Origin of the sequence: Paenibacillus sp. FSL L8-0708 (assembly GCF_038009325.1) — a bacterium.
GTDB classification, from domain to species: Bacteria; Bacillota; Bacilli; order Paenibacillales; family Paenibacillaceae; genus Paenibacillus_AQ; species Paenibacillus_AQ odorifer.
In genome coordinates, this window is the sequence record NZ_JBBPBC010000001.1 from 6546029 (window position 1) to 6572761 (window position 26733).

20 protein-coding genes, 1 pseudogene and 1 riboswitch are annotated in these 26733 nt (G+C 43.2%); of the genes and pseudogenes, 5 read left to right on the forward strand and 16 right to left on the reverse strand.

What is annotated here, in order from left to right; translation table 11 throughout:
* Nucleotides 1-25: 25 nt before the first annotated feature.
* Nucleotides 26-1018, forward strand: a complete 993-nt coding sequence (locus NYE58_RS30700; protein ID WP_076128039.1) for a LacI family DNA-binding transcriptional regulator — start codon at nucleotides 26-28, stop codon at nucleotides 1016-1018.
* Nucleotides 1019-1218: 200 nt separating this feature from the next.
* Complete coding sequence (locus NYE58_RS30705) at nucleotides 1219-3150, forward strand: exosporium glycoprotein BclB-related protein (protein WP_341003820.1); 1932 nt, start codon at nucleotides 1219-1221, stop codon at nucleotides 3148-3150.
* Nucleotides 3151-3519: 369 nt separating this feature from the next.
* Here NYE58_RS30705 and NYE58_RS30710 read toward each other — a convergent pair whose 3' ends face one another.
* The 4 genes from NYE58_RS30710 to NYE58_RS30725 all read right to left on the reverse strand — a co-directional run bounded on the left by NYE58_RS30710 (nucleotide 3520) and on the right by NYE58_RS30725 (nucleotide 8181).
* Nucleotides 3520-4632 carry a cysteine desulfurase family protein gene (locus tag NYE58_RS30710; RefSeq protein ID WP_341003821.1) on the reverse strand — a complete coding sequence of 371 codons (1113 nt, stop codon included), beginning with the start codon at nucleotides 4630-4632 and terminating at the stop codon, nucleotides 3520-3522.
* A 35-nt stretch (nucleotides 4633-4667) separates the two neighbouring features.
* Nucleotides 4668-5705 carry a tRNA 2-selenouridine(34) synthase MnmH gene (mnmH, locus tag NYE58_RS30715; RefSeq protein ID WP_341003823.1) on the reverse strand — a complete coding sequence of 346 codons (1038 nt, stop codon included), beginning with the start codon at nucleotides 5703-5705 and terminating at the stop codon, nucleotides 4668-4670.
* 58 nt (nucleotides 5706-5763) lie between these two features.
* Nucleotides 5764-6825 (reverse strand): selenide, water dikinase SelD, encoded by a 1062-nt coding sequence (gene selD, locus NYE58_RS30720; protein ID WP_076277190.1) that lies wholly within the window; start codon nucleotides 6823-6825, stop codon nucleotides 5764-5766.
* 528 nt (nucleotides 6826-7353) lie between these two features.
* Nucleotides 7354-8181 carry an alpha/beta fold hydrolase gene (locus tag NYE58_RS30725; protein WP_081383340.1) on the reverse strand — a complete coding sequence of 276 codons (828 nt, stop codon included), beginning with the start codon at nucleotides 8179-8181 and terminating at the stop codon, nucleotides 7354-7356.
* An 87-nt stretch (nucleotides 8182-8268) separates the two neighbouring features.
* A riboswitch (cyclic di-AMP (ydaO/yuaA leader) is annotated at nucleotides 8269-8455 on the reverse strand.
* 246 nt (nucleotides 8456-8701) lie between these two features.
* Between NYE58_RS30725 and NYE58_RS30730 the strand changes: the two are divergent.
* Nucleotides 8702-8812: pseudogene (locus NYE58_RS30730) on the forward strand (glyoxalase); the annotation flags it as partial.
* Nucleotides 8813-8889: 77 nt separating this feature from the next.
* Here the strand turns inward: NYE58_RS30730 and NYE58_RS30735 are convergent.
* The 11 genes from NYE58_RS30735 to NYE58_RS30785 all read right to left on the reverse strand — a co-directional run bounded on the left by NYE58_RS30735 (nucleotide 8890) and on the right by NYE58_RS30785 (nucleotide 23561).
* Nucleotides 8890-9063 (reverse strand): hypothetical protein, encoded by a 174-nt coding sequence (locus NYE58_RS30735; RefSeq protein WP_169744809.1) that lies wholly within the window; start codon nucleotides 9061-9063, stop codon nucleotides 8890-8892.
* A gap of 84 nt (nucleotides 9064-9147) precedes the next feature.
* The gene (locus tag NYE58_RS30740) at nucleotides 9148-9942 is read right to left on the reverse strand and encodes a Nif3-like dinuclear metal center hexameric protein (protein WP_445671796.1); all 795 of its coding nucleotides are present in this window, start codon (nucleotides 9940-9942) and stop codon (nucleotides 9148-9150) included.
* 24 nt (nucleotides 9943-9966) lie between these two features.
* Nucleotides 9967-12021, reverse strand: coding sequence for an alpha-glucuronidase family glycosyl hydrolase (locus NYE58_RS30745; RefSeq protein WP_341003824.1), 2055 nt, complete (start codon nucleotides 12019-12021; stop codon nucleotides 9967-9969).
* An 82-nt stretch (nucleotides 12022-12103) separates the two neighbouring features.
* Nucleotides 12104-13123, reverse strand: coding sequence for an endo-1,4-beta-xylanase (locus NYE58_RS30750; RefSeq protein WP_341003825.1), 1020 nt, complete (start codon nucleotides 13121-13123; stop codon nucleotides 12104-12106).
* A 44-nt stretch (nucleotides 13124-13167) separates the two neighbouring features.
* Entirely contained in the window at nucleotides 13168-14700 is a 1533-nt protein-coding gene (locus NYE58_RS30755) for a glycoside hydrolase family 43 protein (RefSeq protein ID WP_341003826.1), read from the reverse strand.
* A gap of 47 nt (nucleotides 14701-14747) precedes the next feature.
* Nucleotides 14748-15650, reverse strand: a complete 903-nt coding sequence (locus NYE58_RS30760; protein ID WP_139329891.1) for a carbohydrate ABC transporter permease — start codon at nucleotides 15648-15650, stop codon at nucleotides 14748-14750.
* A gap of 59 nt (nucleotides 15651-15709) precedes the next feature.
* On the reverse strand, nucleotides 15710-16678 hold the full coding sequence (locus NYE58_RS30765) for an ABC transporter permease (protein ID WP_076277186.1): 969 nt from the start codon (nucleotides 16676-16678) through the stop codon (nucleotides 15710-15712).
* An 87-nt stretch (nucleotides 16679-16765) separates the two neighbouring features.
* Nucleotides 16766-18472 carry a sugar ABC transporter substrate-binding protein gene (locus NYE58_RS30770; RefSeq protein WP_076184796.1) on the reverse strand — a complete coding sequence of 569 codons (1707 nt, stop codon included), beginning with the start codon at nucleotides 18470-18472 and terminating at the stop codon, nucleotides 16766-16768.
* A gap of 115 nt (nucleotides 18473-18587) precedes the next feature.
* On the reverse strand, nucleotides 18588-20123 hold the full coding sequence (locus NYE58_RS30775; RefSeq protein ID WP_341003827.1) for a response regulator transcription factor: 1536 nt from the start codon (nucleotides 20121-20123) through the stop codon (nucleotides 18588-18590).
* Between the two features lie 17 nt (nucleotides 20124-20140).
* Complete coding sequence (locus tag NYE58_RS30780; RefSeq protein WP_111506409.1) at nucleotides 20141-21943, reverse strand: sensor histidine kinase; 1803 nt, start codon at nucleotides 21941-21943, stop codon at nucleotides 20141-20143.
* 19 nt (nucleotides 21944-21962) lie between these two features.
* Complete coding sequence (locus tag NYE58_RS30785) at nucleotides 21963-23561, reverse strand: response regulator (protein WP_341003829.1); 1599 nt, start codon at nucleotides 23559-23561, stop codon at nucleotides 21963-21965.
* Between the two features lie 201 nt (nucleotides 23562-23762).
* Here NYE58_RS30785 and NYE58_RS30790 point away from each other — a divergent pair, with 201 nt between their 5' ends.
* Together NYE58_RS30790 and NYE58_RS30795 are read left to right on the forward strand one after the other, a co-directional pair.
* The gene (locus tag NYE58_RS30790) at nucleotides 23763-24965 is read left to right on the forward strand and encodes an MFS transporter (RefSeq protein ID WP_076281961.1); all 1203 of its coding nucleotides are present in this window, start codon (nucleotides 23763-23765) and stop codon (nucleotides 24963-24965) included.
* Nucleotides 24958-25623: a TetR/AcrR family transcriptional regulator gene (locus tag NYE58_RS30795; protein WP_076194117.1), complete on the forward strand. Its 666-nt coding sequence runs from the start codon at nucleotides 24958-24960 to the stop codon at nucleotides 25621-25623. Before NYE58_RS30790 ends, NYE58_RS30795 begins: the two co-directional genes overlap by 8 nt.
* Before the next feature lie 37 nt (nucleotides 25624-25660).
* Here NYE58_RS30795 and NYE58_RS30800 read toward each other — a convergent pair whose 3' ends face one another.
* Nucleotides 25661-26731 carry a bifunctional transcriptional activator/DNA repair enzyme AdaA gene (locus NYE58_RS30800; RefSeq protein WP_341003830.1) on the reverse strand — a complete coding sequence of 357 codons (1071 nt, stop codon included), beginning with the start codon at nucleotides 26729-26731 and terminating at the stop codon, nucleotides 25661-25663.
* Between the last annotated feature and the right edge of the window lie 2 nt (nucleotides 26732-26733).

Genomic DNA, 26733 nt, shown 5'->3' on the forward strand with positions numbered 1-26733 from the left:
CATTTTATGAAACGGGGATGAGGGTATGGCAAGTATTAAAGATGTTGCCAAGGAGGCGGGCGTTGCTGTAGCTACCGTGTCCAGAGTAATGAACAACCGGGGATATATCAGCAAAGAGACGCGTAAAAAAGTTGAAAAAGCGATGGACGCCTTAGATTATCATCCTAATCAAATCGCCAGAGCCTTACAGAAGAATCAATCCTTTTTTATTGGGATTATTGTTCCAGATTCGAACCACCCTTTCTTTTCCGATCTCATCAAGTATGTTGAAATGAGTGCTAATGAAAAAAACTATAAATTGCTAATATGTAATTCTCTTGATGATCCTGAGAAGGAAGCCAACTATATTAGCATGCTTCGCCAGAATCAAGTAGATGGCATTATCATGTGCAGCCACACTATGAATATTGAAAGCTATAAAAAGGTCCCTTTCCCTATTGTCTCTTTTGACCGTTTTATTTCTTCCAATATCCCTTGTGTGGGATCGGATAATTACCGCGGTGGTGAGCTAGCTACCGAACATTTGATACAGCTGGGCTGTAAACGGCTGCTACATATCTCCGGCCCGCTAGATCTGGATATTCTAGCGAATCGTCGTCGGGATGCTTTTGTCATCACAAGTATGAAACATGGTGTAACTTACGATATTATCGAAGGCGCGCACAACAAGCTTACCTTTGATTATTTTTGGTCCTTTGTCACCGAAAATATCTCTCCGGCCCAACTTCGAGAATATGATGGAGTATTTTGCAGTAATGATATTGTGGCTTATGCTTTATACATTTATGCTGAACAGCAAGGCATTCGAGTGCCCGAGCAACTGAAAATCATCGGTTATGATTACCACAGCTTTACCCGCATGCTTCAGAGTCCTAAATTGACTACCATTATGCAACCTAGTGATCGGATCGGGGTCATGCTGACCAATACTCTCCTGCAAATGATCGAAAGTGCTGACGGAGAGCTAATCAACAACACTACTGTAGACGTAACTCTCATTAAAGGAGAGACTACTTAACGTATCTATTAAAAAGGTAGACTACCGTAATTAGCGGTGGCCTGCCTTTTTTGTATTACTTCATTAATAACGACTTTCAGAAATAACGACTTTTAGGGCAATTTTTGTAACCACTTCCGCTTCTCAGAATATGCTGATTGGGCAGGTTCCCATTTTTTAAAGGAATGAACAGGAGAAGTTCAAGGAGGAGATATAGAAATATGCCTGATTACAGACCATTTAAAGGGGATGCTATCCTAAACAAGCATGGAAGGATCAGCAGTCCTATTAGAAAGAGGGAGTGTAACGTACTATTAAAAATAGTCACTGATCTCTCTGCAGTGGTGCCCCCCGTACTTACGAATCCCACAACACTTCATATTGCCAATCTGCAAAGAGTGTTAAGAGAACTATTGGAATTCTTGCATACCTCTAAGTTATGCAGCCCTTTTAGAACTGAGCTACTTTCTGTAGTAGAGATAACCATTGTATCGACCGAAGTCAGTCCCTTCTCTGTCGTAAGCGTGGGCACTAATCTTCAACTGCTGTTAGCAGAGTTATTATCTTTTATTCTCGCCACGAAGATTGACTCTAATTGTAAAGATCAGCTGATTATTCAGATCAGACATATTCAAGCTTCTATTACACAAGCAATTGGATTACCTATTAAAGGTGTGACTGGACCTCAAGGGCCACAGGGACCCCAGGGTCCGCAAGGAGCGCAAGGGATTCCGGGCGCAAAGGGAACCACAGGGGCAGGGTTGCAAGGAATTGTTGCTTTTAATCCTGCATTAAGCCCTACCTATCCAGCAGGTCAAGTAGTAACCTTTAATGGCAGTACCTATATTGCTATTGTTGCTGGACCAACGGGAACACCTGGAAGTTCACCAGACTATTTATTAATTGCTGGTGGCTCCACAGGCCCCCAAGGACCGCAAGGACCACAAGGCCCTCAAGGAACGCCTGGACTTCAAGGACCTCAGGGCCCGCAAGGGGTAGGGCTGCAAGGAATTGTAATCTTTAATCCTGCACAAAGTCCTACTTATCCAGCAGGTCAAGTAGTAACCTTCAATGGCAGCACCTATATTGCTACTGTTTCTGGACCTACTGGAATACCTGGAAGTTCACCAGATTACTTGTTAATCGCTGGTGGTGCGATGGGACCTCAAGGACCACAGGGTGTGCAAGGGATTCAAGGACCAACAGGGGCGCAAGGACCAGCGGGTCCAGGCGTAGGAGCAACTGGAGCGACGGGCTCGACGGGTGCTGCCGGCTTGGCAGGCCCTGCCGGTACAACGGGCGCGACGGGTGATCCGGGGGCGGTCGGCGTTGCCGGAGCTACGGGGGCAACGGGCGTGACGGGTGATCCGGGGGCGGCCGGCGTTGCCGGAGCTACGGGTGCCACAGGGGCGACGGGTGATCCGGGGGCGGTCGGCGTTGCCGGAGCTACGGGTGCCACAGGGGCGACGGGTGATCCGGGGGCGGTCGGCGTTGCCGGAGCTACGGGGGCAACGGGCGTGACGGGTGATCCGGGGGCGGTCGGCGTTGCCGGAGCTACCGGTGTAACGGGGGCCACAGGTGATCCCGGCGCGGTCGGAGCTACTGGCATTACCGGAGTCACTGGTGCAACCGGTAACGGTGCAATTATTCCGCTGGCATCCGGAGGACCTATTATTATGACCACGGTTTTAGGTGGTTTGGTTGGAACAACAAGCCTTGTAGGCTTCGGAAGTTCAGCCACAGGTATTTCGCTTGTTGGCGGTAATATTGATTTGACAGGTACTCTCCTTGGACCGCTTATCAATTTTGCATTCTCAACTCCTCGAGCAGGAGTAATAACTTCCATTGCCGCTTACTTCAGTAATACCATAGCTTTATCGCTGCTTGGTACTACGATAAATGTAACAGCGCAATTGTACCAATCTGCCACACCAAATAACACATTTACTCCTATTCCAGGCGCAACAGTCCCACTTCCACCTATCACCGGTACTATTAATCTTGGAACTTTTGTCAACGGAATTACGAATGGTATCAATTTTACTGTAACACCACAGACACGTTTGCTTATGGTATTCTCAGCCACCGCTACAGGTCTTACCCTTGTAAATACAGTCACTGGTTATGCAAGTGCTGGCTTTACGATTGTATAATCACTAAAAAAAAGTTAAAAAAGGCATCTGCGATTCCTTTTGAAGGAGGTGGCAGATGCTTTTTTTGTAATATGCGCATTCAACTCTTGATCTTTCGGACTCAGATGCCGCTATTCGTTAATTTATCACTGTTTAGAGAGATTATCGGACCTGAGAGGCGCTATTGGGCAGAAATGATGCTCAGTAGTGTCTATTTTGTACTAATAACGCCTATGGAGTCCTATAGCAACTCAAAAATAGGAAAATATTGCAAATAAGAGCGCCTGAGTCCGATAGCGAGTCCGTTCACTGGGAGCCATAATCCGTTCACTGAGAATCATAGTGCGTTCACTAGAATTCACACTTTGTCACTGTTTGCAAAAACGAACCTCATAACAAATACACCTTCAGCTTATCGATGACCTCATCGATTTCCGCTGTAGTCGTATATCGTCCCACACTAAAACGAACCGCTCCCCGTCCAATATTCTCCGACACATGCATAGCCTTTAAAACAGGCGAAATCAACGTTTCACCGGAATGGCACGCCGAGCCCGTTGAAGCCGCCACAGCTTCCAGGGAATCGATAATTTCATGACCCACTGCTCCAAGAAAACTAACGTTAAGGGTGTTAGGCAAGCGCTTGTGTTTATGACCATTCAAATGAATTTTTTCGCCAAAAGACTCCTGCAGTCTTCCATAGAAATACTCCGTAACTTGCTTAACTCTTTTTCTAGAATCAGAGTCAGCAGCAAGCTCACAGGCTTTTCCTAAGCCAATAATGTAGGGTGTATTTTCTGTCCCCGCTCTTCGCCCCCGTTCATGGCCCGCACCGTGTATCAAAGGCTCAATGTGAATGCCGTCCCGAATGTACAATGCTCCAATGCCTTTGGGCGCATATAATTTATGGCCTGCAAGCGTTAGAAAATCCACTCCCAAATCCGCTACATCGAGGTCTACTTTTCCCGCAGATTGTGAAGCATCTGTATGAATAAGAATGCCCCGTTGGTGGCAGACCTCAGCTATTTCCTTGATCGGCTGGATCGTGCCCGTTTCGTTATTAGAGTGCATGATGGAGACCAGAATGGTTTGGTCCGTGAGCTGCTTTTTCACATCGTCAACCTGCACCATTCCATAAGAGTCAACAGGTACATAAGTCAGGTTGTATCCCATCTGCTCCAGGTACTGACAAGGTTTAATTACAGCTGGATGCTCAATAGCAGACAGGATAATGTGATTACCTTTATGGCGATACGTTTGGGCTACTCCTTTAATGACAGTATTATTAGACTCACTACCCCCACTGGTAAAAAGCACCTCACCCGGCGCACAATTCAGGAAATCAGCCACCTGTGTTCTTGCCTGCTCTATTCCGAGTTTAGCTTCCCGCCCCAAAGAATGACTGCTTGAGGGATTCCCAAAATGACCGTAAAGATAAGGGATCATAACCTCTGCTACTTCCTTATCTACTGGTGTTGTAGCGTTGTAATCTAAATAGATCATATTAAGTAAAGCCCCCTTTAACCATAACGCGAAACTTATACTTCTTGATGTTTTAAAAAAGAACGCACAGCAGTCTCAGCTTCATCCAGATTATTCACTTTAAAAGTAACTCTCTCAATGCCTTCATACTGAGTGGACGTATAATCGTATCTAGGATCATAGTAATATTCTAGCAGCAGCGCCACAGCTTCGCCGAATAAATCCGCCTGCAAGCATCGTTCGATTTCTGCTGCAACAGGGATATGAATTCGGGATTTAATACTCCGAAATGCAGAAATACACTGCTCCTTGTACTCTTCTGGCCGGTAATCCTCAAGGATTTGCTGCACTCTGGCTTGCAAAGGCATCTCAATCCAGATCTGTGTTCCGCTCTCTTTTTGCTCGGCCATAAATGGGGGCATTACTACCTTACCAATCTTTTTGCTCTCCGCTTCAAATAGTACATAAGGAGAATCCCCGATCTTAATTAACTCCTCTAAAAGAAGACTATCGAACGTTTTTTGATTGTTCGCACGAAGGCCAATCTCACCAAAAATAGAACCACGATGACCTGCCATCCCTTCCAAATCCAGAACGGGGTAGCCTTGCGCTTTCAGGCGGTGTAACAGATTGGTTTTACCTGTGCCTGTATTTCCGTGAATCACATAAGACTTCGCCTTACATTCATAGGACTCCAATTCGTCGAGCACCCATTTACGATAAGCCTTATAGCCGCCTATCAGCCGGTAAGCATGAATATCCATTAAAGAGAGTACGGTCGCAGTTGTACGGCTGCGCATACCTCCCCTCCAGCAGAATACTGCTTTGTCTCCTTGAATCGCTGCAAATTCTTTGACAAAAGAAGGCAGTTTTGCCGCAGCAATCTCCAAACCACGTTCTTTCGCGGCCTGCACACTTGTCTGTTTATACAACGTCCCTACTTCAGCCCGTTCCTGATCATCAAAAAAGGGAATATTCAAACTATCCGGCAGCGTTGCATCTTTATATTCAGAAGGAGATCTAACATCAATAATGGTGATCTGCTTCTTGTTTTTTAACACTCTAAGTTCTTCCAGTGTAATGTCCTGAAACAATATGCTCTCTCCTCTGGTGGCTAACCTTCATAATTTGCTCTAAGCTGATATACAACAGTTATTCCACAGCAGCTATAACCGTAATCTGACCCGGATGCTCTTCCGTTACCTCTCCGATCAATGCCGCTTCTACCCCTGCATCTACTAACTCTTTTAGCAAATCTTCGCTTTGTTCGGGGGCCACAGAGATCAGCAATCCGCCAGAAGTCACAGCGTCACATAGAATATAGCGGCTTAGTTGGTCCATCTCTTCCGGATAAAGAATGCTGCCTTCCAGATGGGCAAAGTTATTCTTAGTGCCTCCTGGAACAAATCCCTGTTCCGCAAGCTCTCTTACTCTTGGCAGCATCGGTACATCGTCTTGACGAATGATCAGGCCCGTGCCGCTCCCTTTAGCCATTTCCGAGGCATGTCCCAGTAGCCCAAATCCGGTAACATCTGTACAAGCATGTACATCATAAGGCTCCATGATTTCAGCCGCTTTTTTATTCAAAGTAGACATTACTGTCGTAAGGCGTGTGGTTTCTTCAGGAGATAGCTGATCCTTTTTAATGGAAGTTGTTAAGATCCCCACACCGATAGGCTTCGTTAGAATCAGCTTGTCTCCCACCTTGGCGCCCGCATTCGTTCTTACTTTGTCAGGATGCACAAGGCCCGTAACGGCCAATCCGAATTTGGGCTCTTTATCGTCGATGGAATGTCCGCCCACAAGAGTAGCTCCTGCTTCCTGTACTTTATCCGCTGCACCGCGCAAAATGTCACCAAGAACGCTTTTATCTAAAACAGAAATAGGAAAAGCCACAATATTAAGCACCGTAAGCGGCTTTCCACCCATCGCATATATATCGCTTAATGCATTGGCTGCTGCAATTTGACCAAATGAATAGGGATCATCCACGATCGGCGTGAAAAAATCAACAGTTTGCACTAACGCTAATTCATCACTTAAACGATACACCCCTGCATCATCACTAGTATCAAGACCTACTAGTAGATCCGGGTTAGGAACAGTTGGTGGCAGACTGCGAATAACCTGCATGAGATCGGCGGGACCGATTTTGCAGCCGCAGCCCCCTTTTGAAGATAATGAAGTCAGTTTTATAGTTTCAGCTTGAGACATCATGACTCAGCTCCTTTAGTATGAATTATCTTAATCTTACACGAGTAGATCGCATTGTACAAAAAGCAAGAGTAGCAGATGTGCTGCTTGTTACGCCTTCCTCTATACACTTACTATCACTACTTAGGTCTACCGTTCTTTCCCACGTCGGGTGAGCTATATTTGATGCTGTGGTAGGGTGGGACATTAAGTGGCGTTCTAGGTACAATATGCTTGTAAATGTTCAACATCCATCGGTTAGTAAAATAACCAAAGGCTGGCTCATTCGTAGATTTTACTACTGATAAGCCAGCCTTTAGTTGGATGTCCATTATATTAGGGAAATCCTTGAAATCCTTCCTAAAAACATCCTATTATTAGGGAGGATTTCCCTAATCCACTTTCTAGGAGCCATAATCTCCTTCATTTTAGGGAGAATTCCCCTAAATTTCAACCCAAAAGGACGTCCAATAGCCAGCTCGTGCTCCCTGGCTATTGGACGTCTTTTTTCTCACTTAAACGCTTCGCTTGTGAAGGTCTCCCAATAGATCAGCTAATCTGCTGACTGCCCTGCTGCTTCTCTAAGAAACGTTGAAGAATCGCATTGAATTGCTCCGGTTGGCACAGATTACTTGGATCTAATGCGTTCGGAATAATCGCCAACTGCGCCTGCGGCAGCTGAGACACCATTTCCTTCATACAATTCACTCCAAATTCATTAAAGTCCCCTACAATACACAAAGCGGGACGTTTAAAAGCCTTTAAACATCTGGTGTAATCAACATGGCTCGTAGCCAGCCTTTGCCGATATAGCTCCCGGGGGCGTTTGTCCAGCAGTCCTCTTCTAATCTCATTGTAGGCCAGACTCCAGCGCTCTCGGTACATCATCCGAATCGAAGGCAACACCAGCTCGCTTGGGAGATAATACATTAGTAAACTGCAATATGCTGCCATAGTTTGTATTTTCCCTACTATTGTTGATCCGTGAGTCCTACAAAAGCTATCCGCGACCACAATTGCTTTTACACGCTCAGGATATTGTTTGGCAATATGCTGAACGACTAAGCCACCATAGGCGATTCCTACAAAAACTGCTTCACGGATACCTAGGTCATTCAACAGCATAATCAGATCCAGACATTGCGTCTCAATAATCTCATGTGGGGCCTCCAGCAGTTTACCAGACTTGCCATTCCCCCGTAAATCGCACAAAATCACTTTATATTTATCGGAAAAATACTCCAGCTGTGGTTTGAACATACTGTGTGTTAATCCATGTCCATGGATAAACACAACCGGAGTGCCAGTTCCATTGATTTCATAATAGAGCGAAGTTCCGTTCAGTTTAGCGATAGGCAAAGGTAACACCTCTTTCATAATAAATTCTACGACTATATCTGCTTAAAAACGCAGCAAAAAACCACAGAGGGATTCTCTGTGGCTATTCATCACTAAACACGCCATTCATCCTCTCTCCATACGCTTACGAGGTTAGCTGTCGGATTCGGGCAGTGAGAGTTGCCCTACCTGCAGGGATGCATATTATGCACCCGGAACAGGATTCACCCCATAACCAGTGCCGACTCTCACATCGGCTGCCAGTTGTTGGTTCCCCCGCTTTCCAGAAACGGAAATTAAGCGGATTGCTTATGTAATTGTAAATTTAAGATAATTCTCAGTTCTGAGATGAATCATACTCTTGTAAGGTTTTCTTGTAAAGGAGGGCTCTGGTCAAAATAATGTTGAAAGCAATGCTTTTCATTTCATATTAAGCATACTCTTCATTTTCTCTTTCTTTTGCTCTTGTTTACTCGTTTTCTTTAGAAAAACAGCTCTGAAGCAAGCGAAAAAGGGGGTGATTCACCAGTACTTTCCTATTTAATAAGAAACGACAATCTTCAATACCAATATTGGGCCAGTTTCTGTACCTTGGGGTGTTCGTCGTTTCTATGTCCCCGATCCGTTTGGCAAGCTTGTTAATATTATTTCACATGAACAGCACGAATGATTTCATAAAAAAGAAAAAAGCTAAGCAGAATCAGAGATCTCCCCCTGTCCACTTAGCTTCCTTTTACAATACTATGGCTACAAAAGATCGGCGTTTTTCAATGCATGCTCCCAGCTTGGAAAAAAGAACAGCGCACTTCTCATAAGCTCTGGGTCGCTTTGCTTTACTTGTTTTTTACTGATTGAGCTTCCGTCGCTTTGCAGCTTTTTGATCCGACTTAATACTTCATCAGCCTCCAAAGGAATTTCCATTGAAACACTCCTTTCTCAGTGACCTGTTTCCCTTCATTTTCTCCATAATATGTTTATTTATTCCGTACTCTTAATTTCCCCAGATTAAACCATCTGATAGATGGGTTGTTCAGCAATGAACCGGGTAGGAAGCATGGGATATTTGTCTGCTAAGATTTCAGCTAAATATTTCATCCCCGGCGCTTCACTCTCCGCATGACCTAACATGATGAGCGCTTTAGATTTTCCTTGGTGCCCTGCATCCCGCACATATTCCGGAGTCTCCCACTCTGGTCCCTCTCCAGCGATAATTAAATCAAGATTGTGATCATTAAAAAGCGGAATAGCCATCATCCCGCCTCCTCTGTAACCTACTAATATCCCTACACGTTTGCAGGACAGAGACAGGTCACCAGCAGCGCGTACATAAGAGATGCCTAGCTTACTTTTAATATACTGAGCAGCTTCCATTACAGTCATAGCAGGAATAGTGAGAATCGTAGCAGCCGCTTGCTGCTCTTCCACATAGTCTGACCAATCCAGCTCTCGCAGCAAACCCATCATAATCCCATCCGGCTCTTGCCGATGCCAATAATCATGATAACGAAAAATAGCTATTGGGGAATGTTCGATCAGACTTTTTTTCGCATGATAAACCGGATCACCTTCTAACCACTCGTTCGCCGCATGATGGCTATAAAATACACCTTCATGCGTGATCAGCAAATTGGCTCCTAACGCTATTGCTTGCTCCACAATATTTTGTGTGGAAGAAAAGGCCGTAATAATCCCTGTGACTTCAGTTTCCGGTTCCCCTGGGTTCAGAATATCCACAGTCCCTTCTACCTGTTCCACAGTTCCCATTAAATCTTTCAAAATCGCTCTAATCGTGAGGCTCACTATCATCATCCCTCGGTTCAAAATCTAATAAATCTTTCTGCCTTTAAGATCCTCAATTCCGCTCTTGCGGTAAAAATACGTATTGATCCGATCTCTCCATTCCTGCGCATGCTCTGCTTGCTCTTCAAGACGTTGCTTCACTTGCACATACAATCCACTATCCATGCTGCCTTCAAGTGATTCCCATGTTGCTAGAAGCTGTGCAGCCTGCTCTGCCCCCTCGAAATGAGTATCGTAGATATGTTGTATAACCGTTTGTCCCGATTGCAGAACATGCGTGTATGGAACATGATGGAAGAACAGCAGCAGCTCTTCTGGACAAGACGCTAGATTCTCATAATTTGATGCATTAAGACCTATATACTGTCCGCTATACCCCGTTCCCGATTTGACTGAACGATCCACACCAATGCCCTTATGATCCGCATAATGGTACGTTCCCCACTTGGCGTATTCATATCCATCCACATTCGGCCCATAATGATGATCCGGATTAACCATCCAGCCCACACCTAATGGAGCTGTGTAAAATTCGTAAATCCTCCATGAGTCCATTAACATCCCGCGAATAGCAGCCACTAGACCTTCATCAGTGCCAAAGGTAAGGCGAATCCATTCCTCAGCTATTTCTTTTGCCGTCAGCTCCGGATTCCAAATTAATCTCCCATATCCATACAGATTGGCTTGAGCTAACCCATGCCCCGTCCAGTTCATGTCATCCCCAACATTAGTTACAGCAGCCACACCATTATATTTATTTCCCCACACCGATCCGTCCACAATATGTTTCACAAGTGTAGTTTGCCCTTTGGCATAAGTATTGAAATCAAGGACTTCTTTCCACTGTGGAACGAGATAACAGAGATGCCGCTGCTGCCCTGTATATTCTTGAGCAATCTGAAACTCCATCAGATGATTGGTATGTTCCAGTGCGCCAAACAGCGGAGATACCGGTTCTCTGACTTGAAAATCCATCGGTCCATTCTTGATTTGCAGCACTACATTATCATTAAATCGGCCATCCAATGGTTTGAAATGATCATACGCTGCTCTGGCCCGATCTGTCTTACGGTCACGCCAATCCTGCTTGCAGTTATATACGAAACAACGCCAAATCACGATTCCGCCAAACGGCTCCAGTGCTTCTCCCAGCATATTAGCGCCATCGGCATGGTCACGCCCGTAAGTGAATGGCCCTGGTCGATTTTCTGAATCTGCTTTGACCACAAACCCGCCAAAATCAGGGATCACTCGATAAACCTCACCCGCCTTATCTTTCCACCATTGCCGCACCGCTGGGTCCAGTGGATCAGCTGTCTCCAATGCTCCGATCTGTATCGGGCTGGCGAAGTTAGCACTGAGGAATAGCTTAATTCCGTATACGCGGAATATTCCTGCAATTAACGCGATATCAGGCAAATATTGCTCCGTTATAAATAGAGATTCAAGCTCATGAACATTCACATTGTTAATCGAAATCGCGTTGATCCCCACAGAGGACATCAATCTGGCATAATCACGCAGCCGCTTTGTATCGTTAAGAAATTGATTGGACTCGTAAAAAAAGGACCGTCCAGCATAGCCACGTTCAATACTGCCATCAAAATTATCCCAGTGATTAATCATTCGCAGGCCGTTCACCGGATTCATAGACAAATTCAGAGCGTCTATCTCGCTTTCTGTTCCTATCAGCCGTAACAGATGGAATACGCCATACAATATTCCAACAGGCGTTGAAGCACCGACAGCGATACATTGCTCAGTAGCATTTGTACGTATAAGGAAACCTTCAGGACCCAGTGAATCGGTTCGTTCTCCTGCGAATACTCTACTAATTAATGGATTCCCCCCTTGGAAGGTTCCTATAACGATACACGGTCCTTCAGGTTTCGCTGTGAGCAGTGGCGCTTTGCCCAGCATAGAGGTCATCCCCTGTATGAATTCCGCGGCTGCCGCCTGAATCGTCTCGTTGTCCTCCGTTACTACCAACTCAACACACCAATCTATATATTGATTGTATAGAGATCCTGATTTCAGCTGACCATAATTGAGCCAAGCCTCATAAGCGGTATTTGTCATGTTTATTCCTCCCGTATAAATAACCCGCCCTGGATTGAAAAGGACGGGTTCATGATTCGCAAGCTTGAGCAGGTTACCCGCTCTATGATTTGGTGACAGCGTTAAGCAATTGGTGATACGCTGGCTTAGGATTATGCTGCTCATCGAATAGAAATGGCCAATTTTTCCGTCCCCGAACAGGGAAGCCGTCCAGCCATGTATAGTCATCCGCTGCTCCCCAGAAAGTGACTGAGCTAATCACGTCGCGGTATTCTTTCAACAGAGCAAACATCGCTTCATAGCGCTCTGCCTGTAGCTCGAGCAGTTCGGCAGGTGCGACCTTTAAATCCATTCGTTTGTCATCGAAACGGAACATGGACACATCCAGCTCTGTCAATTGGAGCTGAAGCCCTAAAGATGCATACTTCTCAATAGCAGCACGTATATCGTCTAAGCTCGGATCGTATAGATTCCAGTGGGCTTGCAATCCGACGCCATGGATCGGCACTCCTTGTTCCAGCAGCGACTTCACCATTTTATAGATTTTGTCGCGCTTAAGTGGATTAGACTCGTTATAGTCGTTGTAGAATAATAAAGCCTTAGGATCGGCTTCATGAGCGAATTCAAAAGCTTTGCAGATAAACTCCGGTCCGACAATGTCCAGCCACTTTGACTGGCGAAGAAGTTCTTCTCCTTCATCTGCAATAACTTCATTTACAACATCCCAAGCATAGATATCTTCCTTGTAACGCCCAACCACGGTCTGAATATGTGATTTGAGCCGTGCAAGCAATGTCTCTTTGCTTACAGGCCCGCCCTTCTTATCCTCAAACAACCAGTCCGTAGTCTGGTTATGCCAGACTAAAGTATGCCCACGCATAGCCATATGATGTTTTCGGGCGAAGGCAACCAACTGATCTGCTAGTTTAAAGTTATAACTGTCTTCAAGCGGATGCAGACTTTCAAACTTCATCTCATTCTCAGCGGTAATGCTATTGAAATGATAGGCGAGCAAGTGCTCCTGTGATTGTATCGTCATCGGGTTAACGGCTGCGCCAATTTTGAAATCCTCAGCAAATATATTTTTTAGTGCAGGTTCTGTGTAATCACTAGCTTGTCTCAACAAGTTCCCTCCTGACAAAAGCATTTATATCAGTATTCGAATAATTAAGACTGATAATCGAACCAATCGAAGTAGGCAGGCACCTCAGCCACCTTGCCATGACCTGTTGCATATAATCCAATAAGAACACCCGTAAATCCATTTCCTTTTACGGCTTGAGGGGATAATGGGTACGCTGCTGCTGTTGATAGCTTATTCCACTCCTGCCCATCCAAAGAATAAAGGAAGCTGTATTCGGAAAGCTCAGCCTTAACTTTCAAATAAATTCGCTCGGCAGTAGTTGGAACCTCTGCCGCTGTATGGGTTACTCCATCCATAGTTACATGAGCTGTAATCACTTTTTGCCCGTTTTTTTGAACAAGTCCAATTTCATAATGAGCGTTCTCATCTAATCTGGCGCAAAGTCCAGCTTCCACATCAGCAATAGATGAAGGCATTTCTAGCAGCGTGCTCCATTCTGCCGAAGTATGCTGCTGTCTTCTGCCTACAAAAGCCACTTGGCCTACTTCACTGAGACCTGAAGATTGTCCCCGAAGAGATAACCATCCCTGTCTTTCGTTTAAGGACCAGCTTCCCTCAGCCGGATTCCGCAGAAAGGCTAATCCCAGCGGCAATACTTGATCATCAAAATCATATCTTCCACTAGTCTCAGGTTTTGGCGATTGACCAGGTACACGTGAAACCTTCATTTCCAGTCCAACTGTGTCTTCATTATTATCGATCATCGGCCATCCGTCTTCAGTCCAGCTTACCGGAGCAAGGAAAGTCTCTCTTCCAAGCACAGTGAATTTTGTATCTACTAGTCTTACCCCAAGGAATACGGCCCACCAATCCCCGTTACGATCCTCAATCAAATCGGCATGCCCTAAATACTGAATGGGATTGTCAGTACCGCTGTGCGTCAATATCGGATGCGGCAATCGTTCAAACGGTCCATAAGGAGAGGAGCTGCGGCCAATGATCTCCCGATGCTCCTTAGCCGTTCCTCCTGAAGCCGTCATGATATAGTACATTCCATTTATTTTGTACAAATGGGGTCCTTCCGTCCAAGGTCCGCCATCCCCAGTCCAGATAACAACAGGTTCTGTTAACGCTGCTCCCGTAGCAATATCTATCTCATATTGGATGGCATGGGAGTCATAATCTGCCCCCTGCTGGGTGGTTACATATACTTTTCCATCCTCATCAAACATTAGAGAAGGATCAATTCCTCCATAAGGAATACTAATCGGATCTGACCACGGACCCGCAGGGTCCGTAGCCGTAACATAGAAATTCCCTTTCCCGTGTACTTCGGTCGTTATCATGTAAAACGTTCCTTCATGATAGCGGATCGTTGGGGCAAATATCCCTCCAGAGCTCTTGCTTTTACGAGTATCCAGCTGACTTACACGATGGAGTACATGACCTATTTGTGTCCAGTGAATCAAATCCTGACTATGAAAAATAGGTACGCCAGGGAAATACTCAAAGGAGCTGCAAACTAAATAGTAGTCATCCCCTGCCCGAGTGATACTTGGATCAGGATAGAAGCCTGGAAGTATCGGATTCGTGTATGTGATTAAAGATGGGGTCATAATTTAACAGACAACCTTCCTATTACTTAATAGTGATTGCAAGCTCCTTATTCCTTCACGCTTCCTACATTTAGACCGACCACAAAATATTTCTGCATGAATGGATAAACTAGCAAAATTGGAACCGAAGCAACGATCGTAACGGCTGCCCGTATAGAGATTGGTGTAACCATGGCATGTACCGACTCCTGAGTCATCCCTGTCCCGTTATTTACACTAGGGTTACTGTTCGAGTTCATAGTAGAGGATAGCAGCTTCATTAATTCATATTGCAATGTACTCAAGTTCTGGCGGGAAGAGGTGTAGATAAACGCATCAAACCATTGGTTCCACGCACCTACTGCAACAAAAAGGGCGATGGTAGCAAGAACAGGTTTACACAAAGGGAAGACTACTTTCATGAAGATCTTGAATTCCCCGGCACCGTCGATTCTTGCAGATTCCATAAGACTTTCATGTAAGGTACCAATATAAGTACGGATAACGATCATATTAAATGCACTTACCATGGACGGGATTACATATACCCAGAACGAATTGAGCAAATGAAGATCCTTCATAAGGAAATAGTTTGGAATCAGACCCGCACTAAAATACATGGTAAGGACGAATATAAAGGTAATATGTTTGCGGAAAACATATTCTTTCCGGCTTAACGTATACGCAAGCATCGTGGTTAAAAATAGATTCAGGATCGTAGATATCACTGTTCGTGCTACCGAAATCCAAAAAGCATTATAAATTGTACCTGAGGCAAAAACCGCTTTGTAGTTCTGTATGGTCCACTCTCTAGGCCATAAATAAATGCCGCCGCGGATGGTATCATTCCCCGCATTAAAGGAGACTGCTATAGTATTCAGGAATGGATACAAGGTAACAATAACTAGACAAACCATAAATATAGTATTGAAGGTGCTGAACACTACGGGTTCGAACCTCAGATTTTTCATCCGGTTTCCAGCATTACTTTTTGGAGATTTTTGAGGAATCAATTGAGTTTTTTCCATGATTATAACAGCCTCTCTTCCCCTAGCCGCTTCGCAGTCCAGTTAGCTAATAGCAGCAACGTTACACTTACGACTGTTTTGAAAATACCACCCGCGGTAGCTAAGGAATAATTCCCTTGCGCTATACCATATTTCAATACAAATATATCAATCGTTTCCGACCAATCTACGACAAGCCCGTTTCCTAACAAGTACTGAACCTCAAATCCAGCTTCCAGTACATGTCCTACGGACATTATTAACAGGATTACAATGGTTGCTTTCATGCCCGGCAAAGTTACATGACGCATTTTCTTATACCGGTTCGCTCCATCAATCTCAGCAGCTTCATATAAAGCCGGATCAATAGAGGCGATAGCCGCCAAGTAGATGATAGTACTCCATCCGACTTCTTTCCAGACGTGTGAAGCACCTACAATACCCCAGAAATACTTCCCTTCACTCAACCAAAGGATCGGTGAATCAATGAGATGCAATTTCATGAGCATGATGTTGATAATCCCGTCATTAACCGAAAGAGAAGTAGCTACAATGCCTGTTACAATAATCCAAGAGAGGAAGTGAGGCAAGTAGGATATGGTCTGAACGGTTCTTTTCCAAAATACATTTTTGATCTCATTAAGCAGCAATGCCAGTATTATCGCAGTCACAAATCCTAGAACTAGATTAATTAGGCCCATGGCCAACGTATTGCGCAGTACTCTCAAAAAGCTATCGTCCGTAAAAAGAAACTTGAAGTGTTTTAAACCCACCCATGTTTGTTCACTAAATGCTCTAGCTGGTTTATAATCTTGGAAAGCCATCGTCCATCCCCAGATGGGAACATAAGCAAATAGTATAATATAAAGCATTAATGGAACCGACATCCAAATCAGCTGTTTCTGATTCTTAATCAAGGTCATAGTAATCGGTTGCTTCTTTTTTCTTTTAGGATGCCGGTTAACTTTTTTCCCCGTTAATATCTCATCCATATATGTTTTCTCCCCACATCATCCATATATTTCAGAAAGTGGTTGGCCTAATAAGCCACCACTTTCTGATTTTTAAGCAAGCTCTAACTATTTAACACTCCAAGTATCAAATCTCCATTTAAGCTGTTCATTGATTTTGTCTTCATAGGCTTTGACATTCGCTTTACCAATTTCTCCAACAAAGTCATTCCAAACCTTATCGAATTCTGATGGACTGGCCAAGATTGCTTTTGGCAGGTACTTGGTTCGCAATTCATTCAGCTTCGTTTCGGCAATTTTGGCATCTGAGCCTTCAACAAGATCTATGGACCAAGCTGGATAAGCTACTGGGTTCGGCTCAGGCTCGCTGAAGAAATCCACATAACTGTTGTAGCCATAAGCATCAAGGATTTCCTTGTCATACGGTTTGAGTGCAGCCCGGTATTCTTCTGGTTGAGCCGCAGCATCTGTTGAGTTTCCATCCTCAAAGAATCCTTGCAATTTCGGAGCTGTAGCATACCAAGCATCTGCTTTGTTGCTGAGCTTCCATGTAGCATCAACTGCGTTCTTCCGTTGTTCTTCATTTCTTATAAAACGGCCATTTTCCACTTGATAATCTTCACCTTCAATACCCCAAGTGAAGATTTTTTGCCAATCTTCTTGAATCAATGTATCCATTAGTTTAATAATTCTTTCAGGGTTTTTGGCATTGATACTGATCCCAAAGCCATTATTCAAGTTCAGCGCTGGGCGATCCAGATAATAATCTTTAGTGCTGGTATCAAACACAAGTGGAAGTCCTACATAAGTTCTTTCATCTTTACCTTGTGTCCGGAGTGAATCTTCTGCTGAACCAAAGTTCCAGTGCTGATCAAACATTCCCAGAACGGCTCCACTAGACAGTTTCGCCAAATATTGATCGTAGTTTTGCACAAATGTTTCTTGGTCGATAACGCCCAATTGGTTCATTTCATTAAGCTTTTGATAGTACTGCTTAGCATAGTCTTTATCTGCGAAGATTTCTGCAACGTTATCATTAACTACTACCCCGCCATCATTAGGGTGTCCGATCAGATGCTGAGGAGCGTTAAACAACCCCCAGTTTCTCCAGTCGTTGTTAAGAATTTCGAATCCGATGGTTGGCGTTCCATCGATGGTTGGATTTTTTTCTTTATATTTCACAATGAGGTCAAAATACTCGTCCAAGGTCTTCACCTGTGGGTAACCAGCATCTTTCAGGATGTCCTTCTGAATCCAGAAAGCAGGACCTGCATAATAGGTTGTATTCACTTTACCGTTATACGCACCATAATTCGGAAGCGTATAAATATGTCCATCATTCGGGTCTTTCATCATGTTCCAGTAATCTGCGTAATGCGCTTTCAAATTTGGAGCATATTGTTCAATCAAATCTTCAAGCGGGATAAAAGCTTCCGCTCCTGTCAGCTTAGTATTGGCAGTCATCAAATCCGGATAATCCTGACCGGCAATCATTACGCCTAACTTCTGGTTAAGATCCCCAGCTAAGAATTCGAAATTGAATGAGGCGCCTGTTTTTTCTTTAATCATTTTATAAATTTTATTATCTGGTGTTGGTTGCTGACCTGCTTCTCCAAGAAAGATACTAATTTCAAAAGGTTCAATCTTCTCAGAATCTGTTCCTGCAGCAGTTGAAGTGGCTGTTTCTGCTGGTTTGTCTTCTCCCTTAGCCGTCGTATTGTTGCTGTTATTTCCTCCACACCCTGCTAAGGTAAAGCTTAGGGATAACACAGCAATCAGACTAAGTTTCCATTTGGATATTAACTTGCCCCCCATAAAGCACCTCCATATATTTGTTGGTGTAACAATGTTGTAAGCCCTTACAAGTTAAATTATAGAGGTGATAATCTTCTGAAAATACGCCAGAATTAAAGATGTACCCCCAAAAAGTTTAGGTATTAGTGTTTTTAAATTCGTTAGGGCTCATATGCAGCTTTTTTTCAAATTGCTTGAGGAACTGACTATAATTTCCATAGCCCACTTTCTCAGCGATTTCACTATTTTTTAACTTATTTTGTTGAAGTAAATGTACTGCTTCTTTTATTCGGAGGTTATGCAGCTGTTCATTGAAATTAATACCGTTCTTCTTGATCAATAATTGGCCCAGATATACCGGGTGCAGGAAAAATACCTCTGATAGTCTCTTAATGGTAAGACATTCGCGAAAATGCTCTTCAATATAATTGTTAATCTCCTGAACAATCCCCTGTGATCTTAGGTTTTGTTCCTTAAGAAGGATGTCAATACTGGCCTCGCCGCAGAATAGCAAATTACGCATTAAGTCCGTCAAGGTGATCATTGAGTCTAACATCGCGGGGATTCTAATTTGATTAGATAAGGAGGACTCATGGACTTCACTGGCTTCCGAGGTAAACTCAATAATCTTATACATCATATGAATAACAATTTTCTTCACAACCTCTGGAGCGATGCGCTGCTCACGGAAACTGCGGGCTGCCGAGTTCACAGCCTGGTTAAAATCTGCGGAGTCCAGTGTGTTAATAGGTCTTATCAAGTCATCCATCAGTTGAATTTGATCATAGTGATAACTGAAGGGACTATCCTTAATCTCTTGATAAGTCAGGACCGCTGCATTTTCAGGATAATAAAAATAATACATTAATGCTTCTTTCGCCGTTCGGTAACTGTCCCCGATCTGAAGCAAGGAGCCTACGCCAGCGCCAGCTGCAATACACAAAACTTGTTTTGGGTGTTCATTCAGCAAGGGAGTTGCGATCTGATCGATCACAGCTCCCTCAGTGGACAATGAATTATATCCATATACGATTCCAAAACAATGACTCTCCAGATCCATCAGGAACATCGAATCTTTATCGGTTAGGAGGGCTGAGGCTTGCTCTCTGATGTCCGTATACAAAACCGGCTCTGTCTGTATCAAACAAATATTCCAATGGCTTTTCCCTTCCGATAGTCGGTTAAGGATCTCCTGATTCGACTGCTCAGCTTTCTCATGCAGCATTCCTTTCAGGAGAGAAACAGCCTCCTCTAAGGAGGCTATTTGATTTAAACTGCGCTTCTGAGCTTCCTGCTCCAGCTCCTGATATATCTCCAGCAATTCTTCTGCCGCCTCTTCCGGAAACACTGGCTTCATCAGATAATGATTAATTCCATAATGTATAGCTGTCTTGGCATATTCAAACTCACTATAACCACTTAGTATGGCAAATTTGATCTCCTTAATCTCAGCTTGTTGCCAAGCTGCGACCATCTCCAGCCCATTCATTAGCGGCATATTAACATCCGTAATTACAAGATCTGGCTCTAGCTGTTTCATTAACTCCAGTCCCTCTTTGCCATTGCTGGAGGTCCCACATACCTCAAAGCCAAGCTCCTGCCAATTAATCCACAGCTGCATCGCTTCAAGCGCACTAGGCTCATCATCGATCAATAATACTTTGTATTTCATAGGAGGTCCCTCACTTTCTAGCTATTCTTCCGTTCCAGGAGTTTTAGTGGAATGTCAAAAGTGACAATGGTCCCTTCATCCGGAACGCTGCTGATATCAAAACGGACCTGATCTTCATAGTACAATTCTAATCGGCGGTACACGTTGCGGATTCCGATATTCGTTCCTGATGACGCTTCATTTTGAACATTACCTAATAATTCTTGCAGCTTCTCTGGCTCTATCCCTTTACCGTTATCAGAGACGGTAACTTTTAATCGTCCCTCCTCCACTAACGTCTTCACTTTTATCACACCTAGTCCCTCTATGGCCTGTAGACCATGTTTGCAGGAATTCTCAACGAGCGGCTGCATGCTTAGCTTGGGAATCTTATATTGAAGCGACTGCTCATCGATCTCAAATTGATAGTCGAATTTATCCCTGAACCGGAATTTTTCAATTTTCAAATACATCTCGATGAAAGTCATTTCTTCTTCCAAGGTAACGAGATCCTCTTTCCAGCTCAGCAGCCGTCTAAGTAATTTCGATAAACTCTTAATGATATCCGTAACATCCGAGTAATTATTTTTAGTACAGACCACCAAAATGGCATTTAACGTATTAAACAGAAAATGCGGATTCATCTGGCTTTGCAGGAAATTCAGTTCAGCTCTTACTCTTTCCATCTCCAGATTATTTTTTTGAATCTCCAGTTTATATACATCATTGATCAAGGAATTAATGGTAGTGGTCATCCTGTTAAAATTACGGATCAGGCCCCCGATCTCATCCTGGCCTTCATCAATCCGAATCAGCTCAAATTTCTCATTGGATACTTTCTGCATATGTCTGGATAACCGTTTCACCCGATAATTATAGGATCTTAACATCACATATAAAAAAGCGGTTGTGATTAGCGTGACAATGGACGCCAGAATCCCTGCATAAATCCTAATCTCCATTATCGCTTGGGTAATACGCTCACCTTGTGTAATTCCTATTATCCGCCAGCCCTTTATATAACTAGCTCCGCCGACGGGTACAATATGCACGTCCTCCTTGCGCTCATCATCCTGCAGCTTGAACACGGGATAAGGTTCCGCGGTGCCTCTTTGATAGCCGCTTTGTGCAGACATAATAATCTCGTCCTGCTCGTTAACTAAATAAAGACTCAAGTAATCTTTTTCCCTGATAATCACGTCATATATTTTACTGAGATCCAAATCAATTCTAAGCAGCTTTTCAAATTTATTGTATGAGCTGTAAGCGTCCATTCGCTCAATAACACTCAAATAAGGCGCTGTAGAAATCACACTAGAGGTATCACTCATATGATAAGCGGCAAGAAACAGATGTTTATTCGCAGCCTTCGACTGCTTATACCATTCACTATTCATTACCTTTTCATTGATGACCTGATAGTTGCTGCCAGAAACAATGGAATCATTGTTTGTAAATACAGTAATCCGTTCAATCTGATTATTCACCGGCATATAGCTGTTCATGCGGTCTCTCAGCTGTTCATCAAAAGTGTCATAAAATTCAATAGAGTTCCCATATGTCCGCTCAAGCAATTCATACAGGTTCTTATCGGCAGAAAGCGTATAGCTGACAGCTACCCCACCTTCAATGAAGTCATGAATATCCTTTCGGGCTCTTTCTAAGGATATCTCTAGATTCTGCTGCTCTCTCGATTTGATCAGATCGGAAATCCGATCCAAAAAAACAAGGTTAATAATAATGATAGGGAGAAGAACACCTATGATATAAATAAGGGAAAATTTATAATTCAAGGGAATATCATTCACTACTTTTCTAAATCTGAATTTTTTTCTCTCCATATGAAACACCTTGCTTCCCCTAGAGCTGTTGGTTCTTATTCTCATTTTTATACACGGATGGTACTACCCCTACAAGCAGCTTAAATTTATCTATAAAATAATCAGTGTTAGAGAATCCCACCTGCACCGCTATATCCGATATCTTTAGCTGTGTTCGTTTCAGCAGACTTTTTGCCTCTTCAATCCGTTTGGCATTTAGGTATTCACTAAAACCCTGACCCGTTTGCTTTCTGAACAGTTGTCCCAAATAGGTAGAATTAATATGAAATTGTTGTGCCAAATCCTGAAGCTTTAATTTATTCCGAAATTCCCGATCCACATACTGAATAACCTTGTAAATCGTATTTTGTTCATTCTGCTGCTCTAGTTCAGACAGATAGACGGCAGCCCGTTCACACAGATTTTGTACATAACGGCTTAATATAAAATAATCACTAAGCTCACCTAGATTTCCGTATTCTTGCTGAAGCATAGTCATAATCTTATCCGGGTCTCCATTCATTTGAGCTATAATTCTACAGATCGTAAGCTCTAAATGGGCCACTTTTGCTTTTACAACTTCAAGGGTCAACAGATTCTCGACGAAAGCAGTGAACGCTTCTTTTACACAAGGCTGGATCTGTTCCGAATCATTCGTTTGGACCTTATGCAGCAGCTGTCTGAAATGATCCTCATGAGGTTCTTCCTTTTTCAGGCTCCTAAGCTCACTATAATAAAAGACCCCTCTTTTCTGCTGATGCGTTTTTCGTTTCCATACCTCAAGTGCCTGCCTATAAATCTCTCGAATCGAGCTCACCCCGACCATTCTGCTGCTAAGTGCTAGAAAGACCAGCTCCTGTGATTGTTCAGTGAGATCTGAATGCATCTGGTTCACGATAGTCTCCAGGCTCTCATTGCCGATAGAAGCAGACTGAAGAATGATCCCCGCTCTTCCCGATCCGTCTTGAAAGAAGCAGAAGTGTTCCTCGGAAAAATAATCATTTATCTGCGGTTGGAATGGATTCATAGAGGAGGACGGTTCGATAAGAATACACATTAACTCTGCATCCGCTTGAAGCTTCAAGGTGTTTCGGGTTAGAAGCTCTAAATTTTCGTTATACTCCCCTTGGATCAGGCGGTTGATGATATTATTTACGATAAAAAATTGCTTTTTATCAAACTCCTCATTGGAAGCGATTTCATTTTGGATTATTGGAGTGATCCTGCTTAATAAAGCCTCTATTTCTTCATCATCAATGGGCTTTAATAAATATTCATTTACCCGCTGGCGCAATGCCGTACGTGCATATTTGAAATCATCATATCCAGACAAAATCACAAATTTAGGAGGTTTCTCCATCACCTCATTCAACTTTGTAATAAGCTCAAGACCGTTAATTACAGGCATATTAATATCCGTAAGAACCAGTTCCGGTTTATTCTCCTGGATAAGCCTCATCGCATCCGTGCCGTTTTGAGCTTCACCACAAACTTCATAACCGAATTTTTCCCAGTCGATCATCGTCCTTAGCCCCTCAAGAACCCAGGGTTCATCGTCCACGATCAGAACCTTAAGCATGATGTTCGCTCCAATCTTATTAAGATAAGCCCGCGCTTTACACCAAAATATATAGATCATGCTATCATACTTGGATAATGATGTGAATTCATAAATTTTCCTTCTTTTGTTTAAAACAGTACTTTTTTTACTTGAAAAAACGTACAAAAAACGACATATCCTAAATTTCAGATACGCCTTTACAAGGGCCCATCATTCCATTATCATGGTTTACATCGAGTAAAGAATTACATAGTGTAAACCATATGGGAGGGCTAAGATATGAGCAGCTTATCTAAGTCTGCTAGATTTCCACTTTTCATTCTGATGTTGAATCTATTTATCGCTTTATTAGGGCAAGGTATGGTTATTCCCATTCTACCTGAGTATCTGAAGCTGTTTAATGCGTCAGGAGCTGCTGCCGGATATCTTATTGCAGCTTTTGGAGCAGCACAGTTTATTTTTTCACCTATAGGGGGACAGCTTTCGGATAAATGGGGAAGAAAATCAATGATCATTTCCGGAATGTTTTTAACCGTGCTTTCAGATCTGATATTTGCTGTCTCTACGACATTACCCCTACTCTATATCGCAAGATTTATTGGGGGTATAGGTATCGGAATCATGGTTCCTTCCAATATGGCCTACGTCGCTGATATCACCACCCATGAAACCCGCGCTAAAGGTATGGGGTACTTGGGGGCTTCCATGAATTTGGGTATGGTACTTGGTCCAGGGTTAGGCGGCATTATCGCTGGGTTTGGCATACGGATGCCTTATTTTTTTGCGGGTGGACTTGGGCTTATCGCTACGATACTTTGTTTTTATATGCCAGAGACACTCCCAAAGGAAAAACGGAAATCCGTTAACAAATGGGCCCCTCGGGAAGCCATTCGTAATCAAATCGTAAATTCATTCCGGACGTCCTATTTCCGCTATCTGCTGCTCATTCTGATTATGACATTTGGTTTGATGAATTATGAAACGGTGTACGCCCTTTTTGTGGAACAAAAATACGGTTTTGATGCAACGAAAATCTCAATCATTATTACGGTTGGTGCTATTATAGGCATTATTGTGCAGATCTGGCTGCTTGATCATCTGATTAAGAGACTTGGCGAGATAAAGCTTATACGTATATCATTGGTGATGACCGCTATAACCTTATTGTTGATGATATTCAAGATCAATTTAGGTTATTTATTAGTTGTATCCGGTTTATTTTTTGCTTTTAATGCTTTTTTACGACCCACAGTAAGTACATTGATTGCCAACTCAGCTGGTGATCGGCAAGGATATGCTGCCGGATTAAATACAACGTATACCAGCATAGGAAACATACTTGGACCCATTTTAGCGGGATTGATGTTTGACAAACACATGGATATCCCCTATATTTTTGGGGCAATTATCCTGGCATCTGCCTTTTTCATCACCTTACAAAAACCAAAAAAAGAACAAGAAAGGAGTGTAACCCATGACTGAGAACTGGCACCAGAATTTAAAAAACAGAAACCGGGAAGAATTGATTGCTGCGGCGAAGGATCTTTTTATGAAGCAAAGCTTTCTTAAAGTTAATATTAAGGATGTCTGCGACGTGGCTGGTGTAAGCCGGGTTACCTTTTATAAGCATTTCCAGTCCATGAACGAACTGATTTTTGAGGTCCAGATGGAAATCCTGGAGAGTATGACGCAATTTGTTAGAAGCGCACCTTCTTCAATTGAAATGAATGGTAAGCAAATGCTTGCTTCGATGCTTAATGCTTGGATTGATTATGCCCGGCAACACCCAGGTTACATCAAATTCATTCTTCTATTCGATTTGCATTTTGAAGCCTATGATTACAGTAAAGAACTCAAAGAAAATTACAGAAATTTTGTGATGCGGGGTAAAGAACGACATTTCTTAATGGATGCTCTAGAGGCCGGAGTTAAAGATGGATCATTAAAATTTGATACAGAACCCTTATCCACTGCTCATTTCATCTTCACGTCTATGATGGGTTTATTGCAGAAAATGAGCCTGATTTCCAAAGACGATTTCAACAACGAACTTCAGGATATTCAAATTGCTAACCGATTTGTGGACATGTTAGTTCAGTATTTAAGTACAGAAAGTGATGAATCTCCTGCCTTGAAGTAAGGGGACCCATCACTTTCTCCGTAATAGAGAGAAGTAGTTAAATAAAATTATTCTCCTTTAAGGAGCAGTTAGACTCATGTTTGATTAACCATTCTTTTCTGGCAAGCCCGCCTCCATAGCCCCCCAATTCACCATTGCTATTTATCACTCGATGACATGGAACCAAGATTGAGAGTTGATTGGTGCCATTCGCCCTTGCTACAGCGCGGCAAGCAGAAGGATTGTTGATTTTCTCTGCAAGCTCCTTATAAGAAGCTGTCTGTCCCAGAGGTATTTTCCGGAGTTCATTCCACACCTTTTGCTGAAAGTCTGAGCCCAAATAACGAACCGGCGTTGTAAATTCCGTAAGTTCACCGGTGAAATACAGCTTCAATTCCTCCTCAATTTGGTGAAGGACGGCTACCTTTTCAGGTAATATAGTTGCATTTAAACGAGTGCGTAATCTCTTGATTTCATTTTCAAGTCCCTTGCGATCCACAAATTCCAGCAGTAAAAGACTCTCTTCATCGGAGATGGCCAGCATAGAACCCAATATCGTTTCTATCCAAGTACAGTACAGCACTTTAATCTGCTTGGAATGATTCGGGACAGTCCCCATCGTTCGTGAAAAAGCATCCCTAAATCCATTGCTCGAATCGTACCCGCTTTCCAGTTGTGCGTTAATGATTGAATCCCCATTCCTAATATGTTTGAATGCCAGTCCTAAACGTCTAGAACGTGCATATTCGATAAAGGTCATTCCAAATTGTTTCTTAAATTGGCGGCGTGCCGTGTTTGCACTAATAGACAGCTCATCAAAATCTTTATCTGTCCATTTTCGTTCCGGATTGCTCTCAATAGCTTCTACAAGCAGCTTTACTTCAGGAGACATTTTTGTTGGATTGGATAGCGGCTGACACCTTTTACAAGGTCTATATGAAGCTAATAAGGCTTCCTTGGCTGTAGCAAAAAACTCACAATTTTCTTTTAATGGCTTTTTAGCCGGACAAGTTGGCCTACACATGATGCCCGTTGTTTTCACTCCTACAAAAAATACGCCCTCATAATTCGAATTTTTCTCGACCAGCATCTTATAATATTTATCGATATCCTGCTCATTAGTTATCATAG